This is a genomic window from Pseudomonas sp. B3G-3 (assembly GCF_028640915.1).
GTDB lineage: Bacteria > Pseudomonadota > Gammaproteobacteria > Pseudomonadales > Pseudomonadaceae > Aquipseudomonas > Aquipseudomonas chlororaphis_I.
The window spans coordinates 1-17,814 of the sequence record NZ_JAQZAB010000135.1 but is presented as its reverse complement, the minus strand read 5'-3'; the positions used below and the strand labels follow the sequence as shown (position 1 = coordinate 17,814).

The window sequence follows — 17,814 nt, the reverse complement described above, 5'->3', positions numbered from 1 at the left end:
ATCACCGCCGGCGATGAAGCCTACCTGGTAGCCGGCGACAACCTCGAACTGCTGGCGGCGCAAGACAGCGACTACTCGCTGTACGACAAGAAGAAAAAAGGCAGTTGGGGCAGCAAGCAGACCAAACGTGACGAAGTCACCAAGATCACCCACGTCGGCAGCGAGATCTCGACTGGAGGCGATCTGACGCTGGTCAGCGGCGGAGACCAGAAGTACCAGGCGGCGAAGCTGGAGAGTGGCAGCGACCTGACGCTGGCCAGCGGTGGGGAGATCACCTTCGAAGGGGTGAAGGACCTGCATCAGGAGAGTCATACGAAGAGCAGCAACAGCCTGTCGTGGAACAGTGCCAAGGGGAAAGGCAACACCGATGAAACCCTGCGACAGAGCGAGCTAGTGGCCCAGGGACAATTGGCGATCAAGGCAGTCGATGGCCTCAAGATCGATATCAAACACATTGACCAGAAGACGGTGAGCCAGACCATCGATGCGATGGTGCAGGCAGATCCACAGCTGGCATGGCTTAAAGACGCAGAAAAACGTGGTGATGTGGATTGGCGCCTGGTGAAGGAAACCCACGAGTCGTTCAAGTACAGCAACTCTGGTATGGGCGCCGGGGCAATGCTGGCGGTGATCATCATTGTTACGGTGCTGACGGCGGGGACTGCTACAGCTGCCACCGTCGGAGCTTCCGCAGGTGCCACGGCCTCCGGCGCGGCTGCCGCGGCTGGTGCATCAGCTACGACCGCTGCTTCTGTGGCAGCTGCCGCCTCGGCTGCAGCGAGCGCCAGCTTCTCGGCCGCCGTTGCGCAGACGGCGGCCAGCGCAATCAATAACAAAGGCAACCTAGGCGCTACTTTCAAGGATGCGGTCTCGTCGGACAGCCTCAAAGGGTATGTGTTGGCAGGTGTGACGGCGGGTATTGCCTCCCAGTTCGGCTTTAACCCCACCGAGTTGAAGCTTGACCTGGCCAGTGCCCAAAGCGTGGCCATCAAGGTTGCTGCCGACTCGGTGGCCAAGACCGCGATCATGGGCGGCAGTTTGAAGGACAACCTGCTCGAGTCTGCGGTGGGGACGGGGATCAGCATCGGTGGGGCGATCGGGGCCAACAAGATTGGAGATGTCACGCTCTTTGACAACGGTAAGTTGACGAAGGTGGCCATGCACGCCGCCCTCGGTGGGCTGATGGCCGAAGCGATGGGCGGGGATTTCCGTACTGGAGCCCTGGCCGCAGGCGCGAACGAAGCCGTAGTGGATTTTCTGGCTGACAAATTGTTGCCGGTCGGAGTCGACAAAAACAGTCTCGAGTACCAGCAAGGGGTCAGTAAGATGCTGGCGGCATCTCAACTGATCGGCGTGTTGACGGCGGCTGTTACGGGAGGCGATGCATCCGTCGCAGCTGCAGTAACAGCGAACGCAACGCAATATAACAATCTGAACCACAGCGATTCACGTGATTTCGTTGAGAGCATGAACAGTTGTAAAGGCGATGAAAGTTGCCAAATAAAAGCTTGGAAAGACCGAGGTTTCGGAGAGCTGAGTGACGAGCTTTTTGAGCAGGCGCTACAGACAGGTGGTGCTGTCTATGCCAAAGACCAGATGGGGCAGATCGCAGCAGGTCTGACAGTTCTTGATAAACTGAGCTGTTCGACCCAAGCCTGTGAAAACTATAAGTTCTTGCTGACTGATCGCGCCCTCAAAAGCATGGTCAAACTTGGTGATGTGGTCGGGCAGTGGGAACCAGTATTAGGTGCGATTGCAGGTATGGCGGGTGGCATAGCTGGTATGCGTGGGCCACGGCCTGCCGGGGCTGAGCCAGTAATTGGGTCTGCTCAGGTCAACAAGGCATATGCTTATTGGGCTCGACGAAAAGAAGGGCCTGTGCTTCCGGATGAGGCATGGCATAAAAATGTTCCAAGACAAACCACGCCAGGGACGAAAGCAGTCACTCAAGAGAAGTACAACCCTAAGACAGGAAAACTGGAAAACTCTATTATTGAATATGATGAGTATGGTCGTATGTCTAAAAGAACAGACTATTCGAACCATGGGTACGGAGATCCATCGAAACCTAATGAGTATCATTCTGATCCTCATACGCATATATATGAATATGGGCCAGGTTTTGGTGAAAAGGGTAGAGGGACGAGGGTGAATAGATGATTGGTAAAGATGAGCTTAACGAGCTGCTTATAGGGCATAACTGTGTGGAGTCTATGTGTATTGAGTCTGAAGATGGTATTGTAAAATATAATCTTCTGTTAACTCTGGCTGAGTCGGAAAGCTACGATTCAAAAAAAATTAAGGTTTGCTTTTACGATGTTAGCTCATTGAGTGTTAAAGAGTTTGGTGGGGGGTTAACGCAGTTTATGCATTTGAAAATTTCGAAAACTAACTCGGGGTTTGATAGGGCGAGGTACGAATTAAGTGAAATGGAAGATGAAAAAATATATTGCTTGTTTTTTGGGTTTGCTTTAATCGATGAGTAAGTGTTTGGGGCTTAGTGGAGGGGTCGGCTCTTGCTGTGGATGATCAAGCAGATAGAGGTATTAATTGGGAAGCTGTAGATACGCAGGATATTTTGCTGGGTTAGTTGGTGCAAAAGGAACAGCGTCTTCAAAGACGGCAGTTCAAGAGTAAATAGCCCCGGCACTGCCGGGGCTATTTGCTTCTCTCGCTGTCATCTCCCTAATCTGCAGAATATTGCCAATGGGATGTCAAAGGAAAATCCTGCGTTGAATACCTGGACAGGTCAGATATCTAAAAATACGGATACACGAAGGTCGAAGAAATTAAAGCCATCGGGAAAACTACTTGTGTTCCTTTCGGGAAATAGACATTTGTTGGCGCAAATACTGGATGGGAAGTCGCCAAGCATCGTGTTAAATATTATGCTGGAAGTGGTTCAAGACTTAGGTAAGTATGTTTTGGTAGATATTCTTCTGGAAGAATATGAACGTTTGGATAGCCGAATCTTTCCTGTGATATGGCGTTGGAATAGTGCTAAATCGATTAGAGGTATGTCTGATCAAGAATTTGATGAGGCGGTGCTTACGCAGATGAGATCTGCGGGTTACATGGTGTAAATAATAGGGCTGGGGTTTTTCTCAGATTTATTAGTGCAAAAGTATGAAAGTAATGGGCGGCCTAATGCCGCCCATTACTATTTATACCGAAAGCCTTTCTTGCAGTTTTCGTCCCGCTACATCCATCAAGTCACATCCATCGCGCAAAAGAATGGTGCAGATCAACGTCAGCTCCTGAAGAACTACCGCATTACTTCCATTGTTTTCAGGTTCTATAAAGTTTTCCAACAGCTGGGTCACCGCACGTATGCGATAAGCCGCTGCGTCGTGAAGCACGTCGACAGGCGCTTGGGTATCTATAAACAAAGAAGGGATGTTGCAGTCGTGACCCGTAATGGGCATGTAACGATTCATTGGTTAAGCCTCGTTTGATTGTTCAAGAAGCTACCGTTCAATCGTCGCCAAACGAGTGGGTGGCAGCTGTACGCAGGTTGGCGAACCGGAAACGAGTAACCGGCAGACCCGAAGGTCTCCCGCGCACAGCCGCCATATTAGAGCGGCTTTGCGGGTGCAAAAAGGCCTGCAACCAAGCAAACGCTTCTGCACTCGTTTTCGAGTCGCCAAACCCGGTCGCCATCTGGGCGACCCGGCGGACTATAAGCGCGACCTCTGAAGCGAGCAAGTCAGGGTTTTGTACAAATCTTGTAGACGCAAGGCTCGCCTCCTAAGGTCTGAACCTGCTGGCAGGCAACACCATCACCAACAAGGCGGGCGGCATCATCGCCGGGCGTGATGTGAGCATGACCGCGATCGGCGGCGATGTGCTCAACGAGCGCAGCGTCACCGCGGTGGACAGCGTGGTACGGGGCTACTCGCACCAGGACTACGCCAACAGCGCCGCGCGCATCGAAGCCGCCAACGACCTGAGCCTGTCGGCCGGTCGTGACATCACTAACTCCGGCGGCGTGCTGCAAAGCGGGCGGGACACGGACCTGGGGGCGGGACGCGACGTCAATATCGTCTCCACCGAGCTCAGCAAGAGCCTGGTGCTGGGCAAAAACCACTACAGCAGCGCGATCACCCAGGTCGGCTCCGAGGTCAGCGCCGGCCGCGACCTGACCGTGAAGGCCGGCCGCGATATCAACGCCATCGCCAGCGAGATCGAGGCCAAACGCGACATCGCCATGGCCGCCACCGAGAACCTGACGCTGTCCTCGGCGGCGGACGAGCAGCACTCCTACGAAAAAACCAAGAAAGTCACCCGCCAGGAAGACCGCGTCAGCCAGGTCGCCACGACCCTCGGCGCCGGCGGCAATGTGGACCTCAGCGCCGGCAAGGACATGGCGCTGATCTCCAGCCGCATCACCGCCGGCGATGAAGCCTACCTGGTGGCTGGCGACAAGCTCGAACTGCTGGCGGCGCAAGACAGCGATTACTCGCGGTACGACAAGAAGAAAAAGGGCTCCTTTGGGTCGAAGAAAACCCAGCGTGACGAAGTGACCGATGTGAAAAACATCGGCAGCGAAATCAAGACGGGGGTGATCTGACCCTGGTCAGTGGCGGGGACCAGAAGTATCAGGCGGCGAAACTGGAGAGCGGTAATGACCTGACGCTGCAAAGCGGTGGGGAGATCACCTTTGAAGGGGTGAAGGACCTGTATCAGGAGAGTCACGAGAAGACCAACAACAACGCGGCCTGGGTGTCTTCCAAAGGCAAGGGCAATACCGGTGAAACCCTGCGTCAGACGCAGATACTGGCTGCCGGCGACGTCGTGATCAAAGCCGTTGACGGCCTGAAGATTGACGTCAAACAGGTGGACCAGCAAACCGTCAGCCAGAGCATCGATGCGATGGTGAAAGCCGACCCACAACTGGCTTGGCTCAAACAGGCTGAAGCCCGCGGCGATGTGGATTGGCGGCAAGTGAAGGAGATTCACGAATCCTTCAAATACAGCAACTCCGGCCTGGGGCCTGCTTCGCAGATCATCATTGCGATTGTGATGGCGGCGGTTGTCGGGCCTGCTGCTGCCGCCATGGCGGGCGGGGGGACTGTGGGAGCGGTGGCAGGTGCTGTCGCGGCAAACGCATCGACAAACGCAACGGTCAGCGCCATCAATAATCGCGGGAACCTTGGTGCTGTGTTTAAGGACACGACCTCTTCCGATGCGATGAAGGGGTATGTGATTTCAGGCGTCACGGCTGGTTTGACAGCCGCTTATTTTGGTGAGTGGACGGGAACCGAGACCAATATAGCCACTGGCAAAATCACACCTCCATCTCTGAGTACATGGAAAGGTGTCGGACAGTTCGCGGCCAGCCAGAGCCTGCAGAGCGGCACTTCGATGCTGCTGAACAAGGCATTGGGTCAAGGCGGCAGCGCCAGTGACGCCTTGAAGAATGTCTTGTTTAACACTTTGGCTGCTGCGAGTTTCAATGCGGTGGGTGATTACACTAAAGGGATTGTCGCTGACGGTTCCCTGCCCAAGATCGCTATCCATGCGATGGTGGGTGGATTGCTCGCTGAGGCGACCGGAGGTAATTTCAAAACTGGGGCTTTGGCTGCTGGCGCCAACGAAGCATTAGTGGTGCAGTTAGACAAGCTGGTTAAGGGGAATGGCAATCTGCTGACAATGAGTTCGCAGATCGTTGGGGTACTGGCGGCTGCGGGACAGAAAGATGCTGATGCAGCCCAGATAGAGAAAGGGGCTTGGATTGCGAAAAATGCGAGCCAGTACAATCGTCAGTTGCATCCTGATGATAAAGAGCTAGCTAAGCGTCTAGCGGCAGCGAGTGGAAATAAATATACGGTTGAACAAATCGAGGCCCAACTCAGATTGTCCTCTGTTAATGGTACAGATATTGTTGCAGGGACTGATATCGTGGCTAGTGGGATTGGAAGGTACGATACGGGAGGGAATTGGATCTCCTTAGGGAATGGCCAATATGTGCAAAATTTTGCACCTGCGGATAAAGATATAATTGCTTTTATTAAAGATAATACTAGTGCGTACTCTTGGACGCTTACGGCTCAAATCGGTTTTGGATCTATCAATGATCAGCCTGGCTGGACCCAAGCACCAAGTGGTCCTGGCCTAAGAGACCGCTTAACTGGTTACCCAATGGATGATAAGGGGGGGTACCGGGTCCCGGTTGCGATAGATGGAGTTGCTTATATACCTAGGTATCTTCCATGCGGAAACTCTGAGTGTTTAGCAAGTGGTGCAAATATTGATTTTACCGATGCGGGAACTCTGAAGTGGCTTAAAGCCGCAGACGCTAAAGCAATTAATGATGTGGGTTGGTTCATGGGGGTGGCCGCCATACCGGCAAATGGCACTGCTGCTGCTCTTTTATCCAATGGCTCGACTGCAGCATCCATCTTATCTGCTTATTTGAAAGATGATGTGCCGTCCAGTTTGGGAAGTAGTGCCATAAGCGCTTCTTTTGAGAAGTTTGCGGTTGCAAGCGGTATTTCAGAAACAGTTGCAAGTCAACTTTCGAATGGGTTGGGTGCGGTAGGGGTCTGGGACTCTATCACTGAGAAAGCGGCAGAGATTTTTAAGGGGAAGTGAATGTTGAAAATATTGAAGCCATATAGTCATGTTATCGGTTTTGTCTTGCTGGTTGTTGCCGTTGTTGGAGGGGTTATAAGATTCGATGGTAGTTGGCATCGATTCTTCTCAATGGTATTGGCACAGTTGTGGTTTGGTCAGGCCGTTTATAATTACTTGCGAGGTGGGCGGGTGACTATAGGCCCAGGAGGAATGGGCCCTGATGCAGATCCAGTTCTTAGAGGCAGTCTTGCGGCTTTTGCACTATTCGTATATATAATTGTTTTCTTTCTTTTTTAAGTGTGGCAATTTTTTAATCAGTGAGAGTAACTGTTGTGCGGCTAGTGATAATATTGCAACTACTGGAGTGGGATTGATAAGAGTCAAGTTGTTTGGCCTGACTGCGGGCCTGTGAACGAATGGAGGTATATAACTAGCGGAATGGGGGCGGATTAGTTGTAAATTGCCCTGATAAGGTTTACGGCAACATTGAATCGTTCCTGGCTTTGTAGCTATACGACACAAGAATCGCTCGTTCGAACCAATTGCCGCCTTTAATAAGAAGCATTACTATTCACGCCTCCCCACCCCTCAGCACACTGCAATGACCCCCAAGCCGCCTCGCCGACCAGGCTTTTTCGAGCACTACGAAGAGTTGATCGGTACCTGGACGCGTCGGTTGAAGAGCCGTTCGCAGGCGGAGGACCTGGCCCATGACACCTTTGTCCGGGTGCTGGAGTCGGATGCGGCGGCGGTGCAGCAGCCGCGGGCGTATCTGCATCAGACGGCGCGCAATATTGCGGTGGATGCTTATCGTCGCGAGGATCGGCGCGGCGCCATGGAGTTGGAGGCGGGGTATCAAGGCGCGTCGCCCAGCGGCGACCCGGAGCATTTCATGCATGCGATCCAGCTGGCTGACTCCATCGAACGGGCCCTTGGCGAGTTGCCGTTGAACTGCCGCAAGGTGTTCGTCTGGCAGAAGATCGAAGGGCTGACCCAGGCCGAGATTGCCCAGCGCCTGGGGCTGTCAAAAAACATGGTGGAAAAGTATATGATCCGCACCCTGCGGCACCTGCGCGAGCGCGTGGACGGGCCGCAGTGATGAGTGCCATGCCTTTTTCACCCCCAGCCCAACAGGATGTTCCATGACGCAGACTCGGGAGTGCGCGTGCGGGCAGGCGACGGTTCGCGATGAGGCGGCGCTGTGGTTTGTGCGCCTGCAAGAACCGGCGATCAGTGCCGAGGAGCGGCAGCGTTTCGACGCCTGGCTGGCGGAGCACGACGCGCATCAAGATGAATTCCAGCTGCTGCACACCTTGTGGGCGGCCACCGACCTGGTGCCCAAGGCGCGTTTGCAGGCGCTATGCGAAACCCCGAACCCGACCATCAAGCGCCGGCCGCTGCTGCGTTACGCGGTGGCGGCCAGTGTGCTGGCGGTGGCCGTCGGGCTGGGGCTGTTCAGCGGCCTGAACCGGCCAGCCGGGTACAGCGCCGAGTTCGCCACGGCCCTGGGCGAGCGCCGCCATGTGGCCTTGCCCGACGGTTCCCAGGTGGACCTGAACAGCCGCAGTCGCTTGCTGGTGCGTTATGAACAAGGCCAGCGCAGCGTCGAGTTGAGCGAAGGCGAGGCGATGTTCAGTGTCGAGCACGACAGCAGCCGGCCCTTTGTGGTGGCGGCCGGGGCCGGCAAGGTCACGGTCACCGGCACCCGTTTCGATGTGCGCCGCGACGCCAGCCAGACCCGGGTGGCGGTGGAGCAGGGCACAGTGAAAGTGCAGGGGCGGGATGCCGCGGACAGCGACTTCGTCAACCTGACCGCGGGCCTGGGCACCGCGGTCGATGCCCAGGGCAAAGTGGCCGCGGCCTATGCGGTCGATCCCCAGGCGCTGACCGCCTGGCGCAGTGGCAAGCTGGTGTTCAACAACGCCAGCCTCAGCGAAGTGGCCGCCGAGGTGTCGCGTTATCGTGAGCAGCCGCTGCGGGTCGGCAGCGAGGCGGTGGGCAGGCTGCGCCTGACCAGCGTGTTCAAGGCCGACGACACCGATGCGCTGCTCAAGGCCTTGCCGAGCATCCTGCCGGTGGCGGTGAAGACCCATGCCGACGGTAGCCAGGAAATAATTGCGCGATAGATTCAGGTTTTTTTCGAGTTCTTCGTCTTCTTGTCCAACTGCAACTGGTTTGCATTAACAGACGCATCTTCTTGCGATCAACAGGACTGCTCGAACTTGAAACGCCTCGACCTGAATAACAACAATCCTTGCTCGCCCTCTACCCGCTGGCTGCCGCTGGCCCTGGCCCTGGCGGTCAGTGCCGCGCTGCCCCAGGCCCATGCCGAGCAGGCGCCGAGCGCCATCCATATCCAGGCCCAGCCGTTGGGCCAGGCCCTGAGCCAGCTGGGGCTGCAAACCTCGCTGCAGGTGTTTTTCAGCCCTGAGTTGGTGGCCGGCAAGCAGGCCCCGGCGGTGGACGGCAACCTGTCGCCGGAGCAGGCGCTGCGCCAGTTGCTGCAAGGCAGCGGCCTGCAATACCAGATCGACGGCGGCTCGGTGACCCTCAGCCCGGCGCCGTCGGCGGCGGGTGACGGCCCTTTGGAACTGGGTGCCACCAGCATCAGCGTGGTGGGTGACTGGCTGGGCGACGCCAACGAAGCAGTGGTGCAGAACCACCCGGGCGCGCGCACGGTGATCCGCCGTGAAGCCATGCTCGAGCAGGGCGCGATGAACGTCGGCGACGTGCTGCGTCGGGTCCCGGGCGTGCAGGTGCAGGACGCCAACGGCACCGGCGGTAGCGATATTTCCCTCAACGTTGGCGTGCGCGGCCTGACGTCGCGCCTGTCGCCACGCTCCACGGTGCTGATCGACGGCGTGCCGGCGGCCTTTGCGCCTTATGGCCAGCCACAGTTGTCGATGGCGCCGATCTCCTCGGGCAACCTCGACAGCATCGACGTGGTGCGCGGCGCCGGTTCCGTGCGCTATGGGCCGCAGAACGTCGGCGGGGTGATCAACTTCGTGACCCGGGCGATTCCGGAAAAGGCCACCGGGGAAATCGGCAGCACCCTGGAAACCTCCCAGCGCGGTGGCTGGAAGCATATCGACACGGCGTTCCTCGGCGGCACCGCGGACAACGGCATCGGCGCCGCGCTGCTGTACTCCGGGGTCAACGGCAACGGCTATCGCGCCAGCAACAACGGCAACGACATCGACGACGTGATCCTCAAGACCCATTGGGCGCCCACCGACCAGGACGATTTCAGCCTCAACTTCCACTACTACGACGCCAAGGCCGACATGCCCGGCGGCCTGACCCAGAAGCAGTACGACGCCGACCCCTACCAGTCGGACCGCGACTGGGACAACTTCAGCGGCCGGCGCAAGGATGTGTCGTTCAAGTACCTGCGCCAGATCGACGACCGCACCCAGTTCGAAGTGCTGACCTACTACTCCGACAGCTTCCGTGGCAGCACCATCGCCGCCCGCGACCAGAAGACTCTGGTGTCCTATCCGCGCACCTACTACACCTTCGGCATCGAGCCGCGGGTGTCCCATGTGTTCGACCTCGGCCCGACCACCCAGGAAGCCAGCGTCGGCATGCGCTACCTGAAAGAAGGCATGCACGAACAGGCCAGCCGCCTGGCCCTGGTCAACAACCAGCCGGTGGTGCGCCCGGGCTCCGACGGCCATGTGTACCAGGACCGCACCGGCGGCACCGAGGCCACGGCCTTCTACATCGACGACAAGATCGACGTCGGCAACTGGACCATCACCCCGGGTATCCGCTTCGAGAACATCCGCACCGAATGGCACGATCGGCCGGTAGCCGGCACCAATGGCGTGCCGGTGCAGGAGAAGCGCCGCGAGATCAACAGCAACGAGCCGCTGCCGGCACTGAGTGTGATGTACCACCTCTCCGATGCGTGGAAGCTGTTCGCCAACTACGAGACCTCGTTCGGCAGCCTGCAGTACTTCCAGCTGGGCCAGGGCGGGGTGGGCGACCAGACCGCCAACGGCCTGAACCCGGAGAAGGCCAAGACCTACGAGATCGGTACGCGCTACAACGATGAAGTGTGGGGTGGTGAGTTGACGGCGTTCTACATCGACTTCTCGGACGAGCTGCAATACATCAGCAACGATGTCGGCTGGACCAACCTCGGTGCGACCAAGCACCAGGGGATCGAGGCGTCGGTGCACTACGACCTGGCCGCGCTGGACCCACGCCTCGACGGCCTGACCGCCAACGCCGGTTTCACCTACACCCGCGCGACCTATGAAGGCGGCAGTTCGGCGTTCATGGGGCGTGACCTGCCGTTCTACTCGCGCCAGGTGGCGACGCTCGGCTTGCGTTACGACATCAACCGCTGGACCTACAACATCGATGCCTTCGCCCAGTCCAAGCAGCGCTCGCCGGGCAACATGGTCAACGCCGACGGCAGCTTCAACGACAACTACATCACCGAAGGCAGCGCCGACGGCCAGTACGGCGACATGCCAGGCTACGTGACCTGGAACGTGCGTGGCGGCTATGACTTCGGTTCGCAGCTATCGAACCTCAAGCTCGGCGCCGGGGTGAAGAACCTCTTCGACAAGCAGTACTTCACCCGCTCCAGCGACAACAACTCCGGCATCTACGTCGGCGCGCCACGGACCTTCTTCGTCCAGGCCAGCGTCGGCTTCTGATAGACCGCGTCACGCCCATCGCGGGCAAGCCTCGCTCCTACAGAAGCGAGGTTTGCCCGCGATTTTTTATGCCTGGCGCAAATCCCTGTAGCCGCTGCCGCAGGCTGCGCAAAGGCCCGCAGGGCCTTCCAGCGATCTTGAAAACACAACAGGGTGCCTGGGCGTGCAGCGTTGGCTGGACGGGCGTATCGCGGGCAATCGAGCGTCGACCGGCCACTCCTGCAGAAGCGAGGTTTGCCCGCGATTCTTTATGCCCGGCGCAAATCCCTGTAGCCGCTGCCGCAGGCTGCGCAAAGGCCCGCAGGGCCTTCCTGCGATCTCGAAAACACAACAGGGTCGTTGGCTGGACGAGCGTATCGCGGGCAAGCCNGACGTGTGTCTGTAGGAGCGAGGCTTGCCCGCGAAAGGGTTCAAACCTTCAACACTTTCCCGCTGGCCGCCACACCGATCAGCATCACCGCGATCAAGCCGAAGGCGATGCTCAGGCTGCTGCCGTGGGCGATAAAGCCGATCAGCGCCGGGCCGGCGAGGATGCCGGCGTAACCCAGGGTGGTGATGGCCGGCACGGCGATGGCTTCGGGCATCACGGTCTGTTTGCCCACCGCGGTGTAGAGCACCGGCACGATGTTCGAGCAGCCGACCCCCACCAGCGCATAGCCCACCAGCGCCGCTTCCCAGGCCGGTGCCAGGGTCGCCAGCAGCAAGCCCGCGGCGGCCACCGAACCGCCCATGACGATCACTCGCCTGGCCCCCAGCTTGTGCACGATGGCATCGCCAGTCAGGCGGCCGACGGTCATGGTCAGGGCGAAGGCCGCGTAACCCAGGCCGGCATAGGCGGCATCCACCTGGCGCTCGGCGCTGAGGAACACCGCGCTCCAGTCCAGCACCGCGCCTTCGGCGAGGAACACCACGAAGCACAGGCAGCCAATGAACAGCACCACACCGTGGGGCACGGCAAAGGCCGGGCCCGAACTCTGGCTGCCGTACGGCAACATGTGTGGTGCCGCCTTGAGCAGGGCGACGACCAGCAAGGCCACCACCACCAGGGTCGCACCCAGCGGCGACAGGCCCAGGCCGAGCATGGCGCTGACCCCGGCCGCGCCGACGATGCCGCCGAGGCTGAACAGACCATGGAAGCCCGACATCATCGGCCGGCCGCTGGCCCGTTCGACGATCACCGCCTGCAGGTTCACCGTGGAATCCACCGTGCCCAGCCCGGCGCCGAACATGAACAGCCCGGCGATCAGCAGCGGCACCGTGCTCACCGTGGCCAGCAGCGGCAGGGCCAGGCAGATCAGCAGGCTGCCGGCGGCCATCACCCGCCGGCAACCGAAGCGCCCGGCAAGCACCCCGGCGATCGGCATCGCCAGGATCGAACCGACCCCCAGGCACAGCAGCAACAGGCCCAATGTGCCTTCATCGAGCCCGGCCCGGGCCTTGGCGTAGGGCACCAGCGGCGCCCAGGCGGCGATGCCGAAACCGGCGATGAAAAAGGCGATGCGGGTGGCCATCTGTTCCAGGCGGCCGGGGCTGATCTGTTGCTGTGAGGTGTGGGTGTTGAGGGCTGTCATAAAAATCCTTGGCGGTCACCCCGGGCGCCTGTCAGGCAATGGGCGCTTGGCGCCATTGCTGCTGCCGCTGGAGGACCGAGTCTGCCGTTTCACCGACCAGTTGTTGATACACCGCCGGCGACATGGCGCCTTCGGTGTGGATAAGCAGGACGCGCGAACGGGCGTCGAGGTGCGCGACTTTGCGCCGCGCGCCATCCTTGCACATCAGGCCCGGTCCCGCGAGGCCCGCGGCGCCGGATTCGCCGGCCGGCAGGGGAGTGTCCCGGGCGCTGCCGGTGGCCAGCTGGCACATGGCGCCGGCGGCGAGCGCGTCGGGGAGTGTGACCAGGCAATCGTTCGAAGGTTGCAGGAAGCGCCAGGCCGGGCCCGCCATCGTCGAGTCCAGCGTGCCACTGGCCTGGCCCCGGCTCGCAGCCCTGGAAATAATATTGCGTGGCTGGCGAATTTGTTTCGCATAATCGCCAGCCTTTGCACAATTTCATTTCATGATTGTCCGCCACCGATTGCCCACCACCGATAGCCCGCCCATGGATTGCCCGCATGACCGTCAGCCTGGATGCCTACGACCTGAAACTGCTCGCCGAACTGCAACGCGATGCGCGCACCCCGCAAAGCGAGCTGGGGTTGCGGGTGAACCTGTCCACCGCGGCGGTCAACCGGCGTCTCAAGCGCCTGAGCGATGAAGGGGTGATCGAGCGCTACAGCGCGGTCATCGCCCCCGAGGCCCTGGGTTATGAGCTGAGCATCATTGTCGAGGTGGAGGTGGAGAGCGAACGCATCGATCAGCTCGATGCGCTCAAGCGCAGCTTCCAGGCCTGCCCGCAGGTGCAGCAGTGCTACTACGTGGCGGGGGAGTGCGATTTCGTGCTGATCTTCACCGTGCGCAACATGGCCCAGTACAACGAACTGACCCGCGAGCTGTTCTTCGAGAACAACAACGTCAAGCGCTTCAAGACCCTGGTGGCCATGAGCCGGGTCAAGGTCGGGCTGGATGTGCCGACCGCCCCTTGAAACACCTTGATCCCCTGTAGGAGCGAGCTTGCTCGCGATCAGCCGCCAGGCTGAAAGACACGGCGGCGTATGCGGGATTTTTATCGCGAGCAAGCTCGCTCCTACAGGTGGACAGCAACCAAAACGACCACGCGGCACCCTTGGGCGCCGCGTGGTCGTGGGGCAGGCCGATCAACCCTGGCGACGGGCATCCAGGCTGAAGCGACCGGCGCCGAAGGCCACCACTTGCAGCAGGCCGCCGGCCATGGCGATGTTCTTGAAGAAGTGGATGAACTGGTTCTGGTCGCCCAGGTTGTTGTGGAAGGCCAGGGCGGTGGCCACGCTGAACACGGCCAGGCCCAGGGCCACCAGGCGGGTGCGGTAGCCGGCGATCAGCAACAGGCCGCCACCCAGCTCCACGGCGATGGCGATGCCCAGGGCCAGTTGCGGGAAGGGCAGGCCGACCGATTGGATGTAACCGACCATGGCGGCCGGCGCGGCGATTTTCGAGAAGCCGGACAGGATGAAGATGGCGCTGAGCAGGACGCGCCCGATCAGGCTGATGCTGGCGTTAGTGTTCGAGGTGGCGGACAGGCTGTTGGTCAGTGTGGACATGTTGGATTCTCTCAGTGGGTTCGGCCTCACCACCTTGGTGTGCCGCGATGGAGAGAAGTTTGCCACTGGCTTTATGAACGCAATAGCCGAATAATTTCGAGTATCAGGTTCGATTTTTTAGAACACAGCCTTTACGAGAGCAGCACCATGTCCAGCAACCCCGGCACGCCCACCCTCGATCAATTGCGCATCTTCCTGACCATCGTCGAAGTCGGCAGCTTTGCCGGCGCGGCGCGCAAGCTGCATCGCGCCACCTCGGTGATCAGCTATTCCATGGCCAACCTGGAGCTGCAACTGGGGGTCACGCTGTTCGACCGCAAGACCACCCGCAAACCCCAGCTCACCGAGGCCGGGCGCACGGTGCTGGCCGAGGCGCGGAGCATCTACAACGGCATCGACGGCCTGCGGGCCAAGGTCAAGGGGCTGTTGCAGGGGCTGGAAGCAGAGATTCACCTGGTGATCGACGTGATGTTCCCGGCGGCGCGCATCGTCGATGCGCTGAAAAACTTCCGCCGCGAATTCCCCACGGTGCAGTTGCACCTGCATATGGAGGCCCTGGGCGCGGTGGCCGAGATGGTGCTGGCGGGGCGCGCCGCGGTGGGCGTCTGCGGCATGGTGCACCGCGATATTCCCGGTCTTGAACGGGTGCAGGTGGGGTTTGTCCAGCTGATTCCGGTGGCCGCCCCGGAGCATCCGTTGGCGCAAGCATCGGTCAACCTGCCGGGGGCCGGCCGCGAGCATGTGCAGCTGGTGCTGTCGGACCGTTCCGAGCTGACGCGCAACCAGGACTTCGGCGTGGTCGGCACCCGCAGTTGGCGCCTGGCGGACCTGGGCTCCAAGCACATGCTGCTGCGCGAAGGCATCGGCTGGGGCAACATGCCGGCGCCAATGGTCGAGGAAGACCTGGCCAGCGGGCGCCTGGTGCAACTCAATCTGCCGGGGAACCAGGGCCTGCCTTACGGCTTCGACGCCATCTACCGCCTCGACACGCCACCGGGGCCGGCGGCGTCCTGGCTGATCGATTGGCTGGCGGCCCAGGTTCAGTCCGCCGGCTCGGGCGCGGCCTGATCGGCCTCCTGGAGTGGGCCGAGGGCCTGGGCCAGGAAGTCGACGAAGAAGCGGATCTTCTGCGACACATGGCGGTTGCTGGCGTACACCGCGTAGATGGTCCGGCGCGGCATGGAATGACTGGGCAGGACTCGCTGCAACTGGCCGCTGTCGAGCAGCGGCTGGGCGATGAACGAGGGTAGGGCGCCAATGCCCAGCCCGGCCTGGAGCATGTCGCTGAGCATCAGGCTGTTGTCCACGGCAAAACGCACCGGCAGTTCCAGGCGACTGCTGCCTTGCGGGCCTTCCAGCTGCCAGTGGCCGGGGTGCTCGGCCAGGCGATAGGCCAGGCAGCTGTGGTCGCGTAGTTCATCGACGGTCTGCGGGCTGCCATTGGCCTGCAGGTAGGCCGGGGCGGCGCAGATCACCTGCTCGATTTCCCCCAGGCGCCGGGCGATCAGTGACGAGTCGGTCAACTGCCGGCGAATCCGCAGCGACACGTCGAAACCTTCGCTCACCACATCCAGCAGGCGGTCGTCGAGGGTCAGGTCGATGCGAAATTGCGGATAGCGCCGCATGAAGTCGGCGAGGATCGGCGACAGCACCTTGAGGCCGAACGACAGCGGCGCGTTGACCCGCAGGCGGCCGCCGGGCTCGCGGGTGCCGGCGCGGGTCGCGCATTCCAGGGCCGCCAGTTCGTCGAGCAGGTGGCAGCACTCGCTGAAGTAGGCCTGGCCGGCGTCCGACAGGCTCATGCGGCGGGTGGTGCGCAACAGCAACAGGCTGCCCAGGTGTTCTTCCAGCTGGCGCACCTGCTTGCTGACGGCGGCGGTGGATTGCCCCAGGTCGTTGGCCGCCAGGCTGAAGCTGGCGCGCTCCACCACTCGGCGAAAGGTGCGCATGGCTGCCAGCACATCCATATTGTTTCTCCTGGGTTGAATATGTCTTAACGAAACGGCTGATTATCGCCCAATTGTTAATCCATACCATGGACACTTCATTTCACAGGAGTGTCGTCATGACTGTTTCCCGTTTGTTGCGTGTCATCCCCGGCCTGGCCGCCTTGTCATTGTTCAGTGCCCTGTTCAGTGCACAGTGCAGCGCCGCGCCCCAGGCCGAGGTCGGCGTCAGCCCCTGGGGGCCGAAGGATGAGATCGGTCGCCTGAACCTGATCACCGAGCAGTCGCGGGCGGCGATCATGGCCCGGGTCAGCGGCAGCCAGGCCTACGACCTGGCGGTCGAATATTACGTCGGCATGCCCAGCTGGCAGGCGGCGGGCGATCCGCCTTACCAGATGTGGATGACCCACACCCCGCACGGCAACGTGATCGCCGACCCGATGCAGGTCGGCGAGCCGATGAACCGGCATGTCAGCTATACCGGCTCGGCGGTGTCGATGTACGCCCATATGGGCACCCATATCGATGCGCTCAACCACTTCGGCCTGGACGGCAAGATCTGGAACGGCTTTCGCGCCGACCAGCACCTGGGCGACCGTGGCTGGAACGTTACCGGTGCGGAAAAACTGCCGCCGATCGTCGCCCGTGGGGTGCTGATCGACGTCGCCGCGGCCAAGGGCGTGGACATGCTGGCGGACAATTACCGGGTGACCCGCGCCGACCTGCAACAGGCGCTGAAGGCGCAGAAGGTCAGCCTGGAAAAGGGCGACGTGGTGCTGATCCGCACCGGGCGCATGCGTGACTATGAAAAGGCCCAGGCCTATATGGCCAACCCGCCGGGCATGAGCCTGGACGCGGCGAAGTTCCTGGTGGAAGAGGGCGGCGCCATGGTGGTGGGCGCCGATAACCTGAGTTTCGAGACCTTCCCGTCGGAGGTGGAAGGCAACTACCTGCCGTTGCACACCTACCTGCTAGCGATGCAGGGCGCGCCGATCCTGGAGCTGGTCAACCTCGAAGGCCTGTCGCGGGACCGGGTGTACCAATTCGCCTTTATCGGTGCGTCGTTGAAGTTCCGTGGTGCCGATGCCGCACCGATTCGGCCGATTGCCTTGCCGATTCGCTAGGCGCTTACCGCGTGACCTGTAGCCGCTGCCGCAGGATTCCGGCCGGGCCCGATGTTTGTGTAGCCGCTGCCGCAGGCTGCGATCGAGCGGCACGCTCGCAGGGATCTTGCGGGCGCCGAGACCCTGCGGGTCTATCGCAGCCTCGCGGGGCTCGGCAGCGGCTACAGGGAACGGTGACGCCCTCGATATTCCGGCCGGGCCCGATGTTTGTGTAGCCGCTGCCGCAGGCTGCGATCGAGCGGCACGCTCGCGGGGAGCTTGCGGGCGCTGGAGACCCTGCGGGTCTATCGCAGCCTCGCGGGCTCGGCAGCGGCTACAGGGA

15 protein-coding genes and 1 pseudogene are annotated in these 17,814 nt (G+C 60.5%); 11 read left to right on the top strand and 5 right to left on the bottom strand.

The window, feature by feature from the left end; genetic code table 11:
- From PVZ80_RS32360 to PVZ80_RS32350, 3 genes are all read left to right on the top strand, one after another.
- Window positions 1–2,160, top strand: a 2,160-nt coding sequence (locus PVZ80_RS32360) for a DUF637 domain-containing protein (RefSeq protein ID WP_273865051.1), incomplete at its 5' end; no start/stop codon positions are given.
- Window positions 2,157–2,486: a hypothetical protein gene (locus PVZ80_RS32355; protein WP_016701976.1), complete on the top strand. Its 330-nt coding sequence runs from the start codon at window positions 2,157–2,159 to the stop codon at window positions 2,484–2,486. The genes PVZ80_RS32360 and PVZ80_RS32355, both read left to right, overlap by 4 nt.
- 246 nt (window positions 2,487–2,732) lie before the next feature.
- Complete coding sequence (locus tag PVZ80_RS32350) at window positions 2,733–3,083, top strand: hypothetical protein (RefSeq protein WP_232788589.1); 351 nt, start codon at window positions 2,733–2,735, stop codon at window positions 3,081–3,083.
- An 81-nt stretch (window positions 3,084–3,164) separates the two neighbouring features.
- Here PVZ80_RS32350 and PVZ80_RS32345 read toward each other — a convergent pair whose 3' ends face one another.
- Window positions 3,165–3,437: a hypothetical protein gene (locus tag PVZ80_RS32345; RefSeq protein ID WP_101282870.1), complete on the bottom strand. Its 273-nt coding sequence runs from the start codon at window positions 3,435–3,437 to the stop codon at window positions 3,165–3,167.
- Window positions 3,438–3,754: 317 nt separating this feature from the next.
- Here PVZ80_RS32345 and PVZ80_RS32340 point away from each other — a divergent pair.
- The 5 genes and pseudogenes from PVZ80_RS32340 to PVZ80_RS32320 all read left to right on the top strand — a co-directional run.
- Window positions 3,755–6,594 (top strand): annotated as a pseudogene (locus PVZ80_RS32340) (DUF637 domain-containing protein); the annotation flags it as partial.
- The gene (locus PVZ80_RS32335) at window positions 6,595–6,873 is read left to right on the top strand and encodes a hypothetical protein (protein WP_198919132.1); all 279 of its coding nucleotides are present in this window, start codon (window positions 6,595–6,597) and stop codon (window positions 6,871–6,873) included.
- Between the two features lie 304 nt (window positions 6,874–7,177).
- A complete protein-coding gene (locus tag PVZ80_RS32330) occupies window positions 7,178–7,675 on the top strand; it encodes a sigma-70 family RNA polymerase sigma factor (protein ID WP_162095724.1) in 498 nt (165 codons plus the stop codon).
- Between the two features lie 43 nt (window positions 7,676–7,718).
- A complete protein-coding gene (locus PVZ80_RS32325) occupies window positions 7,719–8,702 on the top strand; it encodes a FecR family protein (protein ID WP_273865050.1) in 984 nt (327 codons plus the stop codon).
- 96 nt (window positions 8,703–8,798) lie between these two features.
- Complete coding sequence (locus PVZ80_RS32320; protein ID WP_273865049.1) at window positions 8,799–11,246, top strand: TonB-dependent siderophore receptor; 2,448 nt, start codon at window positions 8,799–8,801, stop codon at window positions 11,244–11,246.
- Between the two features lie 410 nt (window positions 11,247–11,656).
- Here the strand turns inward: PVZ80_RS32320 and PVZ80_RS32315 are convergent, their stop codons facing one another.
- Both PVZ80_RS32315 and PVZ80_RS32310 read right to left on the bottom strand, forming a co-directional pair.
- Window positions 11,657–12,817 (bottom strand): MFS transporter, encoded by a 1,161-nt coding sequence (locus PVZ80_RS32315; RefSeq protein WP_009049892.1) that lies wholly within the window; start codon window positions 12,815–12,817, stop codon window positions 11,657–11,659.
- Window positions 12,818–12,848: 31 nt separating this feature from the next.
- Entirely contained in the window at window positions 12,849–13,190 is a 342-nt protein-coding gene (locus PVZ80_RS32310) for a hypothetical protein (protein ID WP_273865048.1), read from the bottom strand.
- Window positions 13,191–13,357: 167 nt separating this feature from the next.
- Between PVZ80_RS32310 and PVZ80_RS32305 the strand changes: the two genes are divergently transcribed.
- Entirely contained in the window at window positions 13,358–13,828 is a 471-nt protein-coding gene (locus PVZ80_RS32305; RefSeq protein ID WP_124340483.1) for an Lrp/AsnC family transcriptional regulator, read from the top strand.
- 171 nt (window positions 13,829–13,999) lie between these two features.
- Here PVZ80_RS32305 and PVZ80_RS32300 read toward each other — a convergent pair whose 3' ends face one another.
- Window positions 14,000–14,422: a DoxX family protein gene (locus tag PVZ80_RS32300; RefSeq protein ID WP_009049889.1), complete on the bottom strand. Its 423-nt coding sequence runs from the start codon at window positions 14,420–14,422 to the stop codon at window positions 14,000–14,002.
- Between the two features lie 147 nt (window positions 14,423–14,569).
- On the opposite strand from PVZ80_RS32300, the gene PVZ80_RS32295 reads away from it, so the two are divergent.
- On the top strand, window positions 14,570–15,490 hold the full coding sequence (locus PVZ80_RS32295; RefSeq protein WP_028682959.1) for a LysR family transcriptional regulator: 921 nt from the start codon (window positions 14,570–14,572) through the stop codon (window positions 15,488–15,490).
- On the opposite strand, the gene PVZ80_RS32290 is transcribed toward PVZ80_RS32295, so the two are convergent.
- On the bottom strand, window positions 15,463–16,389 hold the full coding sequence (locus tag PVZ80_RS32290; RefSeq protein ID WP_009049887.1) for a LysR family transcriptional regulator: 927 nt from the start codon (window positions 16,387–16,389) through the stop codon (window positions 15,463–15,465). The genes PVZ80_RS32295 and PVZ80_RS32290 overlap by 28 nt on opposite strands.
- A 98-nt stretch (window positions 16,390–16,487) precedes the next feature.
- On the opposite strand from PVZ80_RS32290, the gene PVZ80_RS32285 reads away from it, so the two are divergent.
- Complete coding sequence (locus PVZ80_RS32285) at window positions 16,488–17,492, top strand: cyclase family protein (protein WP_009049886.1); 1,005 nt, start codon at window positions 16,488–16,490, stop codon at window positions 17,490–17,492.
- Window positions 17,493–17,814 lie beyond the last annotated feature (322 nt).